We start from the raw sequence: 15,138 nt of genomic DNA, 5'->3' as shown, positions 1-15,138 counted from the left end.
AAAACTTGTCATGGGTAGGCACGAAGAATCTGTTCTCCACCTTGCATTGCGGCCCTGTAAAGTTCGCGAATAGATGCTTCGTTCCTCAGCATGACAGGGAAAAGTGAGGGGAATTGCGCTGGGGCCTTCACATGAATTCAGAAGTTAAAATTCCAACCCTCATCTGCACATCTGAAACGGCGAAGCCCTCAACGAAGTTAATCTGCACATCTGCACATCTACTTCAACCCCTCTATCTCCTTCAAACTCTTAGGCAAGTATTTACCCAGCAAATGGCTGCCGGTATCGGTTATCAAAAAGTTATCCTCAATCCGTATCCCGCCGAAATCGCGGTAGGTGTTCAGTACATCGTAGTTGATGAAATCGGCATATTTCTTTTCGGCCTGCCAGCGGTCGATGAGTTCGGGAATGATGTAGATGCCGGGCTCGATGGTGAGTACGTAGCCGGCTTCCAGTTCGCGGCCCAGACGCAGGGATTTGAGGCCGAAAACGGTGGTTTCCTTTTTAAGGGTATCGGTGTAGCCTACGTAGGGTTCGCCAAGGTCTTCCATATCGTGGGTATCCATACCCAGCATGTGGCCCAATCCGCATTGAAAAAACATGGTATGCGCGCCGGCGGTAACGGCTTCGGCAGGGTCGCCTTTCATGATGCCTGCCTGGCTTAGCCCTTCTACCAGTTTCTGGCAGGCGGCCAGGTGAATGTCTTTATAACGCACGCCCGGTTTCAGCATGCTGATGGCGTGGTCCATAGAGTTAAGCACCACCTCGTATAGTTCGGCCTGGCGGGTGGTAAACTTCTGGCCCACGGGAACGGTGCGGGTAAGATCGCCGCCGTAGTGCATGGCATTTTCGGCGCCGATGTCGCATAGCAGCATCTGGCCGTCCTGCAGGGTATGGCCGTAGTAATGGGTGTGCAGGGTTTCGCCGCGGGGCGTAATAATGGCCGGGTAACCAAGGCGCGAGTCGGCCGCAATGGCAACCTCGTTGGCTTTGGCAACCAGCTCGTATCCCTTAATGCCGGGGCGGGTGTTTTTGATAACGGCCAGCTGCATATCCACACTTATAGATACCGCTTTTTCCATTTCGGCAATCTCCAACGGGGTTTTAATCACCCGCTGGGCAATCACGGCTTTGATGAGTTTTACCGAAACATGATCGGCCACATCCTGCAGGCTCACATTGAGCCAGGCGGCCAGTTTAATTTTATTTTCGGGGCGGTAAGGCGGCAGTATGTGCAGCTTGCGCCCGGTGGTTTGTGCTTTGTGGATGTAGTGGATAATATCGTTGTACGGGCGGGTTTGGGTAACGCCAACCAGGGCGGCCATTTCGCTCACGGTAGGTAGTACGCCTGTCCAGATGATATCGTCGATGCTCAGCTCCTTGCCGAAGATTACTTCTTCGCCGGTGTCGGTATCAATAACCGCGGCCAGCCCGGCAACATCCAGCCCGAAGTAATACAGGAAACTGCTATCCTGGCGGTAGCTGAAATGGTTATCCTTATAGTTCATGCTGCTTTCCTCGTTGCCCAGCAGCACAATAAGGCCATCGTTGGCCATGTTTTGGGTTAACACCTGCCGCCGGTCGGCATAAACCTGCTTATCGAATAGTTGAAGATCCATGCCGCAAATATAAGCCCCCTAACCCTATGTAGTTAATTAAAGGAAAGTAAAAATAATATCGAATAATGAATTTCCAACACTGAAGTTTTCCCTTCATTATTCGACATTGGGAATTCGGTGTTCGATATTGAAAACAAGTCCGGATTTTATGACTTATGAAAGCAGACGATGTTTGAAAGCGGAGTTTTTATTGGAAATTTTTTAACAAAAGTTAAGGGTACTTTTTAAAGTTGAAAAAGTTTGAAATTTTTTATGTTTTTTTTGAAATAAACAGCGGTTTTTTTTACCTGTTTTCTGTCGTTTTTAGCTATAAAACTGAAGTTTTTTTGGCAAAAACGTGCTTTAAGAAGTTTGAGGGAAATCATTGGCAATCCAGCCGCTTACAATTTTTGCCGACAGTAAACAAAGCGGTATCCCCCCGCCCGGATGGACACTCCCCCCGCAAAAATACAGGTTTTTAATTTTGGCCGATTTATTGGCATGCCGCAAAAATGCCGCGAACCGGCTGTTGCTGCTGGTGCCATACAACGAACCCTGGTAGGATGAGGTTTTGCTCTCAATCTGCCGCGGGTCGAGGACGGTTTCGGATAGGATGAGGCTTTCGATATCGTCGCCCAAAATGCGGGTGAGTTTTTTGAGGATGTTTTCGCGGGCGGTAGCAACAAGGGTATCCCATTCCTGCCCTACGTTGGCCGGCACGTTGATCATGGTAAACCAGTTTTCGCAGCGGTCGGGGGCATCATCCTGCTTGTATTTACAGCTGATATTGAGATAGATAGTTGGATCGTGAAAGATATCTTTATCCTTCCAGATGTGGTCAAACTCGGCCTTGTAATCGGTACTGAAAAAAATGTTATGCAAATCAAGTTCAGGGAACCGCCTGCTGATACCCCAGTAAAATATCAGCGCCGAGCTGCTGCGCTCCTGGCCCAATATCTTCCTGGGGAACAATTTCGGGCTGCTGCTCAGTAACTTATGATAGGTAAACCAAACATCCATGTTGGATATGATGACATCGCCGTTGACGGTGTTATCCCCCACCTTTAGGCCGGTGGCTTTGCGGGCATCTAAAACTATCTCATCTACCTTTGAGTTGTAATGAAATATAACCCCTAAAGATTCTGCCAGTTTAACTAAACTGCCCGTGATGCTATACATACCCCCCAAGGGGAAATAAGCCCCGTAATGCTGCTCTAAATGCGGTATCACGTTCAGCGTCGCCGGGGCAGCATATGGGTTTGATCCGTTGTAGGTGGCATACCTGTCATAAAACTGCACCAGGCGGTCGTCTTTAAAATAGCCCGCGTTGGCCTTGTGCATCGTCCGGAAGGCGTCTATCCCCGGCAAACCCAAAACCGACTTAGCTGTATCCCGGCTCAAAAATGTTTTAAGCCGGTGCAGCGATTGTTCCAGGAAAACGTGATTGGTTATATTGTAGATGGTTGCGCTGTTGGCCAGGTATTTTTTTATTGATGCAACAGGTTCGCCGGTAACATTATTCACTTCGGCAGCAAATTGCTCAGTATCGGCGTAGGCGTTTAATTGGGTGCCGTCTTCATAAAAGTACCGGCAAACTTTATCCAGCTTTTGGTAGTTAAAAAAATCTTTGGGGTTTTTACCGGCAAGGGTAAACAATTCATCCACATACTGCGGCATCGTAAACAGGCTTGGCCCGGCATCAAAGCGGAAGCCGTCCTGCTCAAATTCAGATAGTTTACCGCCGGGATAGCTGTTCGCCTCAAAAACTTCAACCTGGTAGCCCTGCACCGCAAGCCTTATCGCCGTCGCGATGCCTGCTATACCGGAGCCAATGATTAAAGCTTTCATTTCACACGAATGTCAATAATTTATTTTGACACGAATTTCACCAATTGAATCGAATTTCACGAATCTTAAATAGACGCTGATTATAAGGCACTAATTTCACCAATGTGACTAATAAACACGAACCCTGTGCGCCGGGCAAATCATTTGAATTTATGAAACAGATTAGTGATAATTAGCCTTCATCCGTGAAATTCGTGTTTATAAATTCGCATTTATTGTAATCCCAGTCCGGGGTCGTTATTTAAAATATACTTACCATCGGCAAAACCGGGCATCTGGTATGGGTTGTTGCTTACCAGGAAGGGGCCGTCAAGGTCAACCCAATCGCATTGGGGGGCGAGGGCTAAACCGGCCAATGCGGCGCAGCTGGTTTCGGTCATACAGCCAATCATGATTTGCAGGCCCAGTTCGCGTGCTTTGTTTATCATTCGTTTAGCTTCATACATCCCGGCCGATTTCATGAGTTTGATATTGATGCCCGTGTATACGCCTTTGGCTTTCTCTACATCCTCAAAGCGCTGTACGGCCTCGTCGCCAATAATGGGAATAGGGCTGCGCTCTGTGAGCCAGGCATTGCTATCCGGGTCGGTTTTAAGCATGGGTTGCTCTATCAGCTGCACGCCCTGCTCCTGCAGCCAATAGGTCATATCCAGGCTTTGCTGCAAATCTGTCCAGCCCTGGTTGGCATCTACATATAATGGCACATCTGTAACCGAACGAATGGTGCTAATCAGTTCTTTATCCGCATCGCGGCCAAGCTTTACCTTAATCACTTTAAAACCTTCGGCTTCCTTTACTTTTTTGATGATCATCTCGGGTGTATCAATACCGATGGTAAAGCTGGTTACAGGCATCAGGTCGGGGTTACTACCCAAAAGCTGCCAGCAAGGCTGGCCTTTAATTTTGCCATCCAGGTCATGCAGGGCAATGTCAATAGCCGCTTTTACCGCAGGGTTACCGGGCGCTATGCTATCTAAGTGACCGATTACCGACCCAAAATTAAATGGATAACTAAACCGGCCAATATCAACTTTACTTAAAAACTCAGTAGCGCTTTGGTGGCTTTCGCCCATGTAAGGCACCATTGATGCTTCGCCGTAGCCGGTAAAGCCCTCATGTTTTACCTGCACCAGCATAACAGGCGTGGTAGTGCGCGAAAACTTAGCTATGGTAAAAGCGTGTTTAAGTTGTAATTCGAAGGGTTGATATGTCAGTTCCATGTTAAAAACCAAAGCTAAAAGTTTAGAATGAATTTCGTGCTTATCTTTGCGGCCATGCCGGCACAAATTTATTCACCGTTTCAGCGTTTTAATTTCAGTAATAGCAAATGTTTCCTTACGGGCGAGGCTTTAAATTCTGAAGAAGAAAAGATACAGGTTTTTCCGCAATGGCTCATGAGCCGTTATAACCTGGAAGACCAGCCCTTTAAATTGCTCGACGAAAGTATGGCCACGTATAAGGACCTGAGACTACCTTGCAGCGCCGCCATAAACGAACAATATTTGGAGCCGCTCGAGGCCGAAATAGCCGCCGCGTTTGAAACGGGCTATGAAGCTGTAAAAGAACTTGATGAGTTGAAGCTTTTTCAGTGGGCCGGCAAATTATTATACGGGATAATTTTTAACGAGATTCAGGCAGGCATCCGCCAGCAGCATGCGCAGGGCGAGGAGTTTAATATTTCGCAGGCTATTATTCACCGGTTTAGCAACCTGCACCTGATGCTGCAAACGCTTAACCTGCCTATCGAGCTGGATGGCTTTAAACCCTACAGCATTGCTTTATTTAAGGTTGACAACGCCGATAATGTTTTTGGCTATCGCGATGAAATCAACACGCTCACCTTCTCGTTGCGGATAAATGATTTTGGTTTGGTTATATGCCTGCAGGATAATGGCTCAAACGGCCGCTATCATAAGGAGATGCTGGATAAAATAGCCGATCAACCTTTACACCCCATCCAGTTTGAGGAAGTGAACGCACGGTTCTTTTACTCGGCCTACCTGTTTAACCGCCTGCCCGAGTACGAGGTAATGCCCGTGGGCGATACCATTTACATAGAAGCCGCCCCCTTACGCGGCACCAGCAGCAAACCCCTGTTTGATGACTGGATGAACAAAATTTACGGCCAGGTGCTGGAAAACTTTTGGAAAAACTGGGGCTTCCTGCTGTTAGAGATCATCAAAAACCCCAACGCGCCCATGAGCTTCCTGTTTAATGCCAATGGCGATTTTGTTAGTGCAGCAACGATTGAATTGCTCCGCTAATCTGGCTAAAAAAGTTTGATAGCACAGGTGGGTTAAGCAGAAAACAAATCAGCAAACCAGTTAAAGCGCCATATAAATGTGCATCGTGGTTAATGTTATCGCGGCTATATTTGGATGCGTAACTACAATAAATCAGGTATAAGATGCCGAATACGAATGCTGGTGCTAATATGGGTAAAATAAGCAATCCCATTTTGGCTAAGGGGTAATGAAGAATAAACCCGAATATTACCGCACTTATTGCACCCGACGCGCCTAAACTATAATAGCTATAATTTTCTTTGTGTTTTAAAACCGAAGGCATATCACTTATTATCAGGCTTAAAAAATAAAGCATACCAAATTGCCAATGCCCAATAGTTTGCTCCAAAACTGGAGCAAAAAAGTAAAATGACATCATGTTAAAAAGCAGGTGCATCCAATCTTTATGAATAAACCCACTGGTAATGATGGTATAAACATAATGCCCGCGCGATACATTGTACGGGTGTAGTATAAGCTTACCGTACAGGTTTTGGTTAGAGAAGGCTATTAAAGAAACAAGAATAGTTAGTGCAAATATTACCGAGGCTACGGGGGCCAGTATAAGGTTTTCCATTTATTTAAGGTCGAGTTTAGTATCGTTTAAAATGCGGCCCACCGGGTAGCGCATGTATGTTTTTTCAAAGTAAGGCGAATTTTTATATACAAAAAACAGCTGTGCCTGCGCGCTGTTGGCCAGTTGCGAATCTTTTGCTTTGGCATCATCCAGCTTTTGTTTCAGGGCGGGGTCTTTCTTTAGCAGGTCGGCGGCTTTATCTTCAAAAACATAGTCAGAAAAGTATTCCTTTTCGCCCAGCACCGAGTCAAAAAAGTTCCAGGCAAAAAAAGAATCTATACCCTGTGGTTCCAATGTTTCTACAATATACCGGTTAATGGCCTGGTTGGTATATACAACGTAATCGCCTGCATAAAATTTTACGGGCATATCAACCGGGTTTAATTGTACACTGCTATGCAGGTAGTGGCCTTCAAAGGGGCGTGTTGGTGTTTTAATATCGCCAAAATAATACATCTGCAGGTTTAACGTGGTATCGTGCGCCAGTTGCTGCATTTTTACACCGTTCAGCTTAAACAAATCTATCACTTTGCCCCATGCCTGTGGTATTACATAGGCCAGCGGCTTATCGGCAGTTGCGGTTGCTTTATAGGTGTTGTAAAATTTGATGACTTTGGTGTACGGCTTATTTCTGTCGTAATACAAGCGTTTTAGCCCGCTTACATCGCTGGTTTTGTAGCCGGCCTCGTAACCTTTAAAGGTGATGGTATCCACTGTTTTCATATCCACCTCCCATTTTAAGGGGAATATTTTTTGGCCGATAACGGCAGCATCGGCTTTTTTCTTCAGATCGCCTATAAGTTTAGCGTCGCGCTGGTTTATATCAATCAAATGCTGCATAAAATCGTATGTTGCATAAACCCGTTTATCAAAGGCTTTTAACATGTGGGTTTCGGTAATATAGCTGATGATGTTATGCTGGACAGTAAAGCCGGTTGCAAAACGGGGAGTTTCTAAAAAACTCACGATGCCCGAATCTGGTAAGCCTTCCTCCCCGGCTCCATAAGGGATCATCTCATAGCCGCTTTTTTTCATGTGGCTATAAAGGTACGGTGTCAGTGTTTTTGAGGTGTAATCGGCCAGTATCGGGTTTTGCTTGTCTTTCTGGGTTTCTATAAGCGTCATCACGTATTGATAGTCGGCGCCGTCGCTGGTATGGTTATCTAAAAACACCTCGGGTTTCCAGGTGGTTAATATCTGTGTAAAAGCAAGCGCGTTGCGGCTATCGGCCTTAATAAAGTCACGGTTCAAATCAAGGTTGCGGTAGTTGCCACGGAAGCCATAGGCTACAGGGCCGTTTTGGCTTACCCGGCTTTGGCCACGGTTAAGGTTACCATCAATATTGTACAACGCTATCAGGCAAATCACTACATCTTTCGGCAATTGGTTCTTTTTCAACAAGTCACGCACCAGCATCATGCTCGCGTCAATACCCTCCGGCTCGCCTGGGTGGATGCCGTTGTTTATAAGTAATACGCGTTTATCCTGTTTTTTTATCAGCGCGAGATCAAAAACACCATTTTTTGAAAGCACCACCAGCGTTAGCGGCTTGCCTACATCCGTAGTGCCATAGTTAATCAATTTCATTTGCCGGGGATAGAGCTTTTGAAGCTTCTGATAATAGCTGATAACCTCGGCATAGGTAGCTGTGTAATTTTTATCCTTGCTTAATTCAAAAGGGGTTAACTGAGCTTTTGCACTTATCCCAATAAAAAAAAGAAGTATGGCTGATAAAAATGATTTCATGAAATTGCTTTTGTCCAAAGATAGAATCAAGCGTGAAGATTCAAGGGGTTAAGATGTGGAATAATTCCGTTACAAACGGAGGGGGATCAAGAGTTAAAACAGCTGCAAAAAAACTTGTTTACTGCTATGTTAAATCCGAGAGTTCTGCCTGAACTTTTTTAGGCAGGCTTTTTACCACCTGGTCATAGGAATGATCAATCATTTCGCAAAGCTGCTTGCGGGTTAATGAGCCATCCATATAAACGGTATTCCATAGTTTTTTATTCATGTGATAGCCGGGAATAACCTCCGGGTATCGCTCACGCAGTTCAATGGCAAGTTCGGGGTCGCATTTTACATTAAAGCGGTTGCCTTCTGTAAGGCCAATTAACAGGAATATCTTTTCGGCAACTTTAAACACAAGCGTTTCCTCGCCAAAGGGCAGGCCTTCGGTTGTACCTGTTTTTTGCAGGCAATAATCGCGCAATTCTTCTACGTTCAATACTGGAATTTTCTGATGAGTTTAACGTATGAAGTTGTATTACCAAAGTTATATTTAAACCCAATGGTTACAAAGGTATACTGATCTGTAGCATTATTTTTATATTTTGATGTGGGGTCGTTATAACCGTCAAGACCTTCACCCGGAGCAAAATAGTGTTGAACACCAATATCTATACCATACCTGGGCTGATCATAGTCATCAAAAATTTTAAACTCATAACCAAGCCTTAAAGGAATAATAAGGTTCAAGCTGTTGTTTTTTCCCTGGAACCCTTCAGCCGAATTGGGGTCGGGATACACCACTCCGTTTTCCGGAAACCTGTTAAAACGCTCAATACGCGTCATGTTGTTGGATATAAACCCAATACCTGTGCCAATGTATAAACCTTTAATCCGGTCTAAAACCCAACTATCGCTATAATCAAGTATTTCACCTGCCTGTAAATCGCCATGAATATTAAACGATAAATATGAATTGGTAAAATACCGGCCCGAAAAATCCTGGCTTTTTAAAGCACCACCACCAGAGAAGGTACCCTTTTGCAATTCGGCAGTAATGGGCAAAAACGGGCTATAATTGTAAACAAAATTCAAGCTAACTGCCGGATGGTAATCCTGCTTTTTTAAATCTGCTTCGGCTTTGCCGTAGCTTGCGCTAAAACCTGCACCAAACTCGTAATAGTTAAACCCACTTTGCGCCTTAGCTGTTGCAATCGTAAAGCCTAAAACAAAAAACAGAATATATTTTTTCAATGTTAATTTTTATCAATATTTACAAAAGCACATGCCGGTTTACAAACGGCCCGAAAATTTCACTAATATAGCTTATGAGTTTTAATTCCCCGCTAAATTTTACAGTGACCGACCGCTTTTTAAGGTACGTTGCCATTGATACGCAATCAGACCCCACTTCGGTTACGTTTCCATCAACAGAAAAGCAAAAAAATTTAAGCTGCTTATTGGTTGATGAGTTGCTGGCCATGGGTGTACATGATGCCCACCTGGACGAATTTGGCTATGTGTACGCAACCATTCCGTCAAATACAAATAAACAGGTGCCTGTAATTTGCTTTTGCTCGCATGTAGATACCGCCCCTGATTGCAGCGGTGCCAATGTAAAACCCATTGTACATAAAAACTATCAGGGACAGGATATTATACTTCCCGATGATAACACGCAGGTTATTAAACTGGCCGATCATCCCGACCTTAAAAATCAATTGGCCCACGATGTAATAACGGCCAGCGGCACAACCCTGCTGGGCGCTGATAACAAAGCCGGTGTTGCCGAAATTATGGATGCCTGTTACCAGCTGATCAACCATCCCGAAATAACGCATGGCGATATCAGGATCTTATTTACCCCCGACGAAGAAGTTGGACATGGGGTAGAACATGTTGACATTGCCAAACTTGGCGCTTATGCGGCCTATACCATTGACGGCGAAAGCGCCGGCAACATGGAAAATGAAACCTTTAGTGCCGATGGTGCCCGGTTGATTATACAGGGTGTAAGCGCCCACCCCGGCTTTGCGAAGGGCAAAATGGAAAGCGCCATAAAAATAGCAGGTGAAATTATAGCGGCTTTGCCGGATGAATTATCGCCAGAGCACACGGAGGCAATGCAGGGTTTTGTGCACCCCGTGAGTATAGATGGCCATGTAGAAACAGCAGGCATTGATTTTATTATCCGCGATTTTGACGAAGATAATTTGAAAAGCCATGCCGATGTGATTAGGAAAACGGCCGACGAGGTTTTAAAGTGGTACCCAAATTCGTCATACACCTTAACTACCAGCCAGCAGTACCGCAATATGAAAAATGTACTGGAGCAGCACCCTGAAATTGTTGCCAACGCAATGGAAGCCATAAACCGCACTGGCTTAACCGCCAAATTGTGCAGCATAAGAGGTGGTACCGATGGCTCCAGGCTATCATTCATGGGCCTGCCCTGTCCCAACATTTTCGCCGGCGAACACGCGTTTCACAGCAAGCAGGAATGGGTATCGGTACAGGATATGCAAAAGGCGGTAGAAACCATTTTGCACCTTTGTATGATATGGGAAGAAAAAGCTTAATAAAGCTTAAGGCGTAAAGCGATTTTGAAGAATAACAGAAATATAAAAATGTATACTATAAGGACAGCAACACTTAACGATGTTGATACCATACTGCAAATAGCCGATACCACCTGGTGGGCAACCTACTCGGCTATATTGGAGCGCGAACAGATTGAATTTATGCTGGCCGAGATTTATTCGGCAGAGAAAATAGAAAAACAGGTAAGCGATAACCTGCAAACCTACTTGTTACTGGAAGAAGAAGGCACTCCCGTTGCTTTTGCTGCATACTCGCCGCGCGATGAAAACCCCGACATCTATAAACTGCATAAATTATATTGCCTGCCCCAAACGCAGGGTAAAGGCTACGGCAAAATATTGATAAACGAAGTAGCGGAAAAAACCAGGGAGGCAGGAAAAAAAATTCTCGAGCTCAACGTAAACCGGTATAACCAGGCCAAATCATTTTATGAAAAAATGGGCTTTGTTGTTGCTTACGAAGAAGATATTACCATTGGCCCTTACTGGATGAATGATTATGTGATGCGAAAGGAGTTATAATGCCCCCGATTGAGCCCCTGCCCTTTGTCTATCGGGATGGCCAGATAGACAAGACGCCGGGAAAAATAAGCAAATCACTTTGCGCCTCTGCGTCTTTGCGCGAAAAGCCCCTTAACTCAATGACATCGAAAGCGAATACTGTCGCAAATCGCCCTTAAAATGTCCATATTGCCCCGGCCGAATAATATTGCGCCTGCCGATATTTGAGTATCAATCAACAGCACTATGGAGAAGCAGACTATAAACGCACCCAGCAACAATTTACCAAAGCCCTTAACTATTTCGCTTGATTCGACTATTAATGAATTGATGCAAGTTATCGCATCATTTAAACCTGCCGATTTCAATCGTGTACCACAGCCGGGATCATGGACACCGGCGCAGCATCTGGAGCATCTGAGGCTTTCGTTGCAGGGCGCAGTTTCAACTTTAAACGGCCCGGTAAAAGTTACCTTGCGCAGTCCCGATCAATATGTTGATGCCATAAAAGGTATATTTTTAGATTTTGATGCCAAATACCCTGCGGCCCCTACATTAATACCCGATGATAAGGAATATGATAAAGCCCCGCTGGCAGATGAGCTTTCGTTGGTTTCTGAGAAGCTTAAAGAGATTGTGAGCAATCAAGATTTGACAGGCACCTGCCTTGCGCCCGAATTTACCGGAATAGGCTTACTTACACGGCTGGAATGGGCTACTGTTGCTGTTTACCATGCTTACAGGCATGTACATAAATTGATTGCCCTTGCACAGGGCTTTACCGCGTCAGCTGGAAGCTGACACCATGGTTACCATCCCGCAGGAGCGGGACTGTACGCGGATACAAAAAAAGAGCGATGAAGTATAACCCCCATCGCTCTCTATATTTAAATCCGAAATCGAAATTCCGAAATCCGAAATCAAAATTATATCAGCAATCTAACCGGTTCTTCCAATAACGATTTTAACGTTTGCAGGAATGCTGCGGCAGTAGCGCCATCAACCACGCGGTGATCTGCGCTCAGGGTTACCTTCATTACGTTACCTGGCACCACAGCACCATTTTTAACAACCGGAACTGCCTGGATACCACTTACTGCAAGTATACAAGCATTTGGTGTGTTAATAATAGCGGTAAACTCATCTACACCAAACATACCAAGGTTTGATATGGTGAAGGTTGAGCCTTCCATTTCGGCAGGTTGTAATTTTTTAGATTTTGCTTTGCCTGCAAAGTCTTTTACCTCAACCGAGATATGGCTTAACGATTTACCATCGGCAAATTTAATTACCGGTACCAGCAGGCCTTCATCAACAGCAACGGCAACACCAATGTGAATATGCTCGTTGGTACGAATTTTATCGCCCAGGAATGATGAATTAATAGCAGGATGTTGTTTTAGGGCAACAGCACAGGCTTTTAACACAAAATCATTAAACGATATTTTAACCGGGGCCACATCATTAATGCGGGTACGAGCTGCAATAGCCTGATCCATATCAATGCTCATGGTTACGTAGAAATGCGGAGCAGTAAATAAGCTTTCGCTTAAGCGGCGGCTAATAGCCTTACGCATTTGTGTAACAGCCCTTTCGGTAAATTTCTCTTCGCCGGTATAAGTTGGCAATACAATAGGGGCTTTTGCAGGAGCGGCAGGTGCAGCAGCTGGTGTTGGCTCAGCAGCCGGTTTGGCAGCAGGTGTATATTCTTCAACATCTTTTTTTATAATGCGGCCGCCTTCTGCGCTGCCTTTTACATCATTAAGGTTGATGCCTTTATCTTTTGCTATTTTACGTGCAAGTGGCGATGCCTTAACGCGGCTGTCATCTGCAGATGTTGCTGAAGCTGCAGGCGCGGCATCAGCAGTTTCGATTTTGGCTTCAGGAGCCGCTTCAGCAACAGGTGCAGGTGCATCACTGCCAGCCTGTAATAAAGGCGTAATATCGGTTCCCTCTTTACCCACAATAGCAATAATGCCATTAACAGCAACTGCTTCACCTTCTTTTACACCAATGTACAATAAAGTGCCGGCTTCATAACCCACAACTTCCATAGTAGCCTTATCGGTTGCCACATCGGCCAATGAATCATCCGCTTTTACTTTATCACCTACTTTAAAGTTCCATTTTTCAATGGTACCCTCTGTCATGGTATCGCTTAAAAGCGGCATGCGTATAACCGCAGCCGGGATGCTTGATAAATCAACCTTTGGCGCCGCGGTGGCTGTTGTTTTTTTATCGGCAATAGGCGCCAGCTCGGCGGCCTTCTCTTCTTTCTTCGCGGCAGACTCGCTACCACTATCAGCCAGCGCGGTTTTGTAATCTTCACCTTCCTTACCAATTACTGCAATAACCGCATCAACCGGAACGGCTGCACCTTCCTGAACACCTATAAATAACAAGGTGCCATCCTGGTACGATTCAAAATCCATGGTAGCTTTATCAGTTTCAACCTCGGCCAATACATCGCCAGATTTTACTTTATCGCCAACTTTTTTATGCCATTTAGCCAATACCCCTTCGGTCATGGTATCGCTCATTTTAGGCATCTTAACTACTTCGGCCATATACTTTTTATATGTGTTATAATTTTAGCAATAACTTTTTAAGTCCTAAGTCTGGAGTCTTAAGTTCTAAGTCAAAAAAACTTAAGACTTATGGCTAAAGACTTGCTATTTATTCAAAACCTTTTAAATCTTAATTCCTAAGTCAAAAAACTTAAGACTTAGAGCTTAAGACTTTCGACTTAATTAATCTCTAATGTATGGATAATCTTCCTGAACGTATACGTCGGTATATAGTTCAGATGCTTCAGGCCATGGCGATTCTTCGGCAAACTGAACCGCTTCATCAACAATAGCTTTAATTTTGGCATCAATCTCTTCAAACCATTTATCGTCGGCATATTGCTTTTCAACAATAGTCTGTTTGGTCATTTCAATCGGATCTTTTGCTTTATAGCTTTCCAATTCTTCTTTGGTGCGATATTTCTGCGGATCGGACATGGAGTGACCTTTAAAGCGATAGGTACGCATCTCTAAAAAGGTTGGGCCTTCACCTGCACGGGCACGTGATATAGCTTCGTCCATAGCAACGTGTACAGCGGCAGGGTCCATGCCATCAACTGCAGATGAAGGGATACCGTAAGGCAAGCCTAATTTATAAATATCAGTTTGAATGGTTGTACGCTCAACAGATGTACCCATGGCGTAACCATTATTTTCGCAAATAAAAATTACAGGTAGTTTCCAAAGTGCGGCCATGTTAAAGGTTTCGGTAAGTGCGCCCTGGCGTACAGCACCGTCTCCCATGTATGTGATGTTCACAAACTCAGTACCTTTATATTTCTCGGCAAACGCAGCACCCGCACCAAGCGGTACCTGGCCACCTACTATACCATGACCGCCGTAAAAGTGTTTGCTTTTATCAAACATGTGCATAGAGCCTCCTTTGCCTTTTGAGCATCCGGTTGCTTTACCATACATTTCGGCCATGATAGCTTTAGGCTCTACACCTTTAGCCAAAGCATGTGCGTGATCGCGGTAAGCGGTTATCATGCTGTCTTCCTGTTTCATTACAGACATGGCACCGGCTAATACAGCCTCCTGCCCAATGTACAGGTGACAAAAGCCCCTGATTTTTTGTTGCCCGTATAGTTGTCCTGTCTTTTCTTCGAACTTACGCATCAACAGCATTTGTTCGTACCACATCAGGTAAGTGTCCTTAGTTATTTCGATTGAACTCATGTATTTAAACAGTCAATTTCTTGGAGTAAAGCGCAAATCTAATTATATCCTTTAAATTATCGAAACCAGAGCCAAATGTTATGCAGTTTTATTTTTTATTTCTTACACCGTGCGTTTTGTAAGCAATATCGGCAGCATTTTGTTTGATTTGCCAAACTTTATAAGGCCGATTTTAATTTTCACCAAAGCATTTTTGCTAACTTTCTGTGTTTGAACCGCTAAAAAACGGCAATCGTCCTGTTTTTCAGATTCTTT

13 protein-coding genes are annotated in these 15,138 nt (G+C 44.7%); 4 read left to right on the top strand and 9 right to left on the bottom strand.

The features are described from left to right. Positions 1-218: 218 nt before the first annotated feature. The 3 genes from AC1RM2_RS18485 to AC1RM2_RS18475 all read right to left on the bottom strand — a co-directional run bounded on the left by AC1RM2_RS18485 (position 219) and on the right by AC1RM2_RS18475 (position 4,666). Positions 219-1,619 (bottom strand): aminopeptidase P family protein, encoded by a 1,401-nt coding sequence (locus AC1RM2_RS18485; RefSeq protein ID WP_492986650.1) that lies wholly within the window; start codon positions 1,617-1,619, stop codon positions 219-221. A gap of 342 nt (positions 1,620-1,961) precedes the next feature. Then, positions 1,962-3,446 (bottom strand): 1-hydroxycarotenoid 3,4-desaturase CrtD, encoded by a 1,485-nt coding sequence (gene crtD / locus AC1RM2_RS18480; RefSeq protein WP_492986649.1) that lies wholly within the window; start codon positions 3,444-3,446, stop codon positions 1,962-1,964. A gap of 212 nt (positions 3,447-3,658) precedes the next feature. Next, positions 3,659-4,666, bottom strand: coding sequence for a dipeptide epimerase (locus AC1RM2_RS18475; protein WP_492986648.1), 1,008 nt, complete (start codon positions 4,664-4,666; stop codon positions 3,659-3,661). Between the two features lie 54 nt (positions 4,667-4,720). Between AC1RM2_RS18475 and AC1RM2_RS18470 the strand changes: the two genes are divergently transcribed. Beyond that, on the top strand, positions 4,721-5,710 hold the full coding sequence (locus AC1RM2_RS18470) for a hypothetical protein (protein ID WP_492986647.1): 990 nt from the start codon (positions 4,721-4,723) through the stop codon (positions 5,708-5,710). Here the strand turns inward: AC1RM2_RS18470 and AC1RM2_RS18465 are convergent. The 4 genes from AC1RM2_RS18465 to AC1RM2_RS18450 all read right to left on the bottom strand — a co-directional run bounded on the left by AC1RM2_RS18465 (position 5,679) and on the right by AC1RM2_RS18450 (position 9,290). Continuing rightward, on the bottom strand, positions 5,679-6,308 hold the full coding sequence (locus tag AC1RM2_RS18465; protein WP_492986646.1) for a rhomboid family intramembrane serine protease: 630 nt from the start codon (positions 6,306-6,308) through the stop codon (positions 5,679-5,681). The two genes, AC1RM2_RS18470 and AC1RM2_RS18465, sit on opposite strands and share 32 nt — an antisense overlap. Further along, positions 6,309-8,054, bottom strand: a complete 1,746-nt coding sequence (locus tag AC1RM2_RS18460) for a M14 family zinc carboxypeptidase (RefSeq protein ID WP_492986645.1) — start codon at positions 8,052-8,054, stop codon at positions 6,309-6,311. 124 nt (positions 8,055-8,178) lie between these two features. Beyond that, complete coding sequence (locus AC1RM2_RS18455; RefSeq protein ID WP_492986644.1) at positions 8,179-8,535, bottom strand: MmcQ/YjbR family DNA-binding protein; 357 nt, start codon at positions 8,533-8,535, stop codon at positions 8,179-8,181. Beyond that, on the bottom strand, positions 8,532-9,290 hold the full coding sequence (locus tag AC1RM2_RS18450; RefSeq protein WP_492986643.1) for a hypothetical protein: 759 nt from the start codon (positions 9,288-9,290) through the stop codon (positions 8,532-8,534). Before AC1RM2_RS18450 ends, AC1RM2_RS18455 begins: the two co-directional genes overlap by 4 nt. 74 nt (positions 9,291-9,364) lie before the next feature. Between AC1RM2_RS18450 and pepT the strand changes: the two genes are divergently transcribed. From pepT to AC1RM2_RS18435, 3 genes are all read left to right on the top strand, one after another. After that, positions 9,365-10,615: a peptidase T gene (pepT, locus tag AC1RM2_RS18445; RefSeq protein ID WP_492986642.1), complete on the top strand. Its 1,251-nt coding sequence runs from the start codon at positions 9,365-9,367 to the stop codon at positions 10,613-10,615. Between the two features lie 48 nt (positions 10,616-10,663). Further along, a complete protein-coding gene (locus tag AC1RM2_RS18440; RefSeq protein WP_492986641.1) occupies positions 10,664-11,158 on the top strand; it encodes a GNAT family N-acetyltransferase in 495 nt (164 codons plus the stop codon). Positions 11,159-11,383: 225 nt separating this feature from the next. After that, on the top strand, positions 11,384-11,938 hold the full coding sequence (locus tag AC1RM2_RS18435; protein WP_492986640.1) for a DinB family protein: 555 nt from the start codon (positions 11,384-11,386) through the stop codon (positions 11,936-11,938). A gap of 125 nt (positions 11,939-12,063) precedes the next feature. Here AC1RM2_RS18435 and AC1RM2_RS18430 read toward each other — a convergent pair whose 3' ends face one another. Both AC1RM2_RS18430 and pdhA read right to left on the bottom strand, forming a co-directional pair. Beyond that, entirely contained in the window at positions 12,064-13,704 is a 1,641-nt protein-coding gene (locus AC1RM2_RS18430) for a dihydrolipoyl dehydrogenase family protein (protein WP_492986639.1), read from the bottom strand. A 183-nt stretch (positions 13,705-13,887) separates the two neighbouring features. Next, complete coding sequence (pdhA, locus tag AC1RM2_RS18425; RefSeq protein WP_477356464.1) at positions 13,888-14,883, bottom strand: pyruvate dehydrogenase (acetyl-transferring) E1 component subunit alpha; 996 nt, start codon at positions 14,881-14,883, stop codon at positions 13,888-13,890. Positions 14,884-15,138 lie beyond the last annotated feature (255 nt).

The sequence above is a fragment of the Mucilaginibacter sp. GW822-FHT03E02 genome, from assembly GCF_058801545.1.
The sequence above is the reverse complement of the archived record's forward strand: the minus strand, read 5'-3'. Positions and strand labels throughout refer to the sequence as shown.

What these genes read in the sequence shown, in the direction of transcription:
- pepT (WP_492986642.1), top strand. Translation starts at nt 9,365, where the DNA reads ATGAGTTTTAATTCCCCGCTAAATTTTACAGTGACCGACCGCTTTTTA.
- AC1RM2_RS18475 (WP_492986648.1), bottom strand. Translation starts at nt 4,666, where the DNA reads ATGGAACTGACATATCAACCCTTCGAATTACAACTTAAACACGCTTTT.
- crtD (WP_492986649.1), bottom strand. Translation starts at nt 3,446, where the DNA reads ATGAAAGCTTTAATCATTGGCTCCGGTATAGCAGGCATCGCGACGGCG.
- AC1RM2_RS18440 (WP_492986641.1), top strand. Translation starts at nt 10,664, where the DNA reads ATGTATACTATAAGGACAGCAACACTTAACGATGTTGATACCATACTG.
- pdhA (WP_477356464.1), bottom strand. Translation starts at nt 14,883, where the DNA reads ATGAGTTCAATCGAAATAACTAAGGACACTTACCTGATGTGGTACGAA.
- AC1RM2_RS18430 (WP_492986639.1), bottom strand. Translation starts at nt 13,704, where the DNA reads ATGGCCGAAGTAGTTAAGATGCCTAAAATGAGCGATACCATGACCGAA.
- AC1RM2_RS18460 (WP_492986645.1), bottom strand. Translation starts at nt 8,054, where the DNA reads ATGAAATCATTTTTATCAGCCATACTTCTTTTTTTTATTGGGATAAGT.
- AC1RM2_RS18465 (WP_492986646.1), bottom strand. Translation starts at nt 6,308, where the DNA reads ATGGAAAACCTTATACTGGCCCCCGTAGCCTCGGTAATATTTGCACTA.
- AC1RM2_RS18435 (WP_492986640.1), top strand. Translation starts at nt 11,384, where the DNA reads ATGGAGAAGCAGACTATAAACGCACCCAGCAACAATTTACCAAAGCCC.
- AC1RM2_RS18485 (WP_492986650.1), bottom strand. Translation starts at nt 1,619, where the DNA reads ATGGATCTTCAACTATTCGATAAGCAGGTTTATGCCGACCGGCGGCAG.
- AC1RM2_RS18470 (WP_492986647.1), top strand. Translation starts at nt 4,721, where the DNA reads ATGCCGGCACAAATTTATTCACCGTTTCAGCGTTTTAATTTCAGTAAT.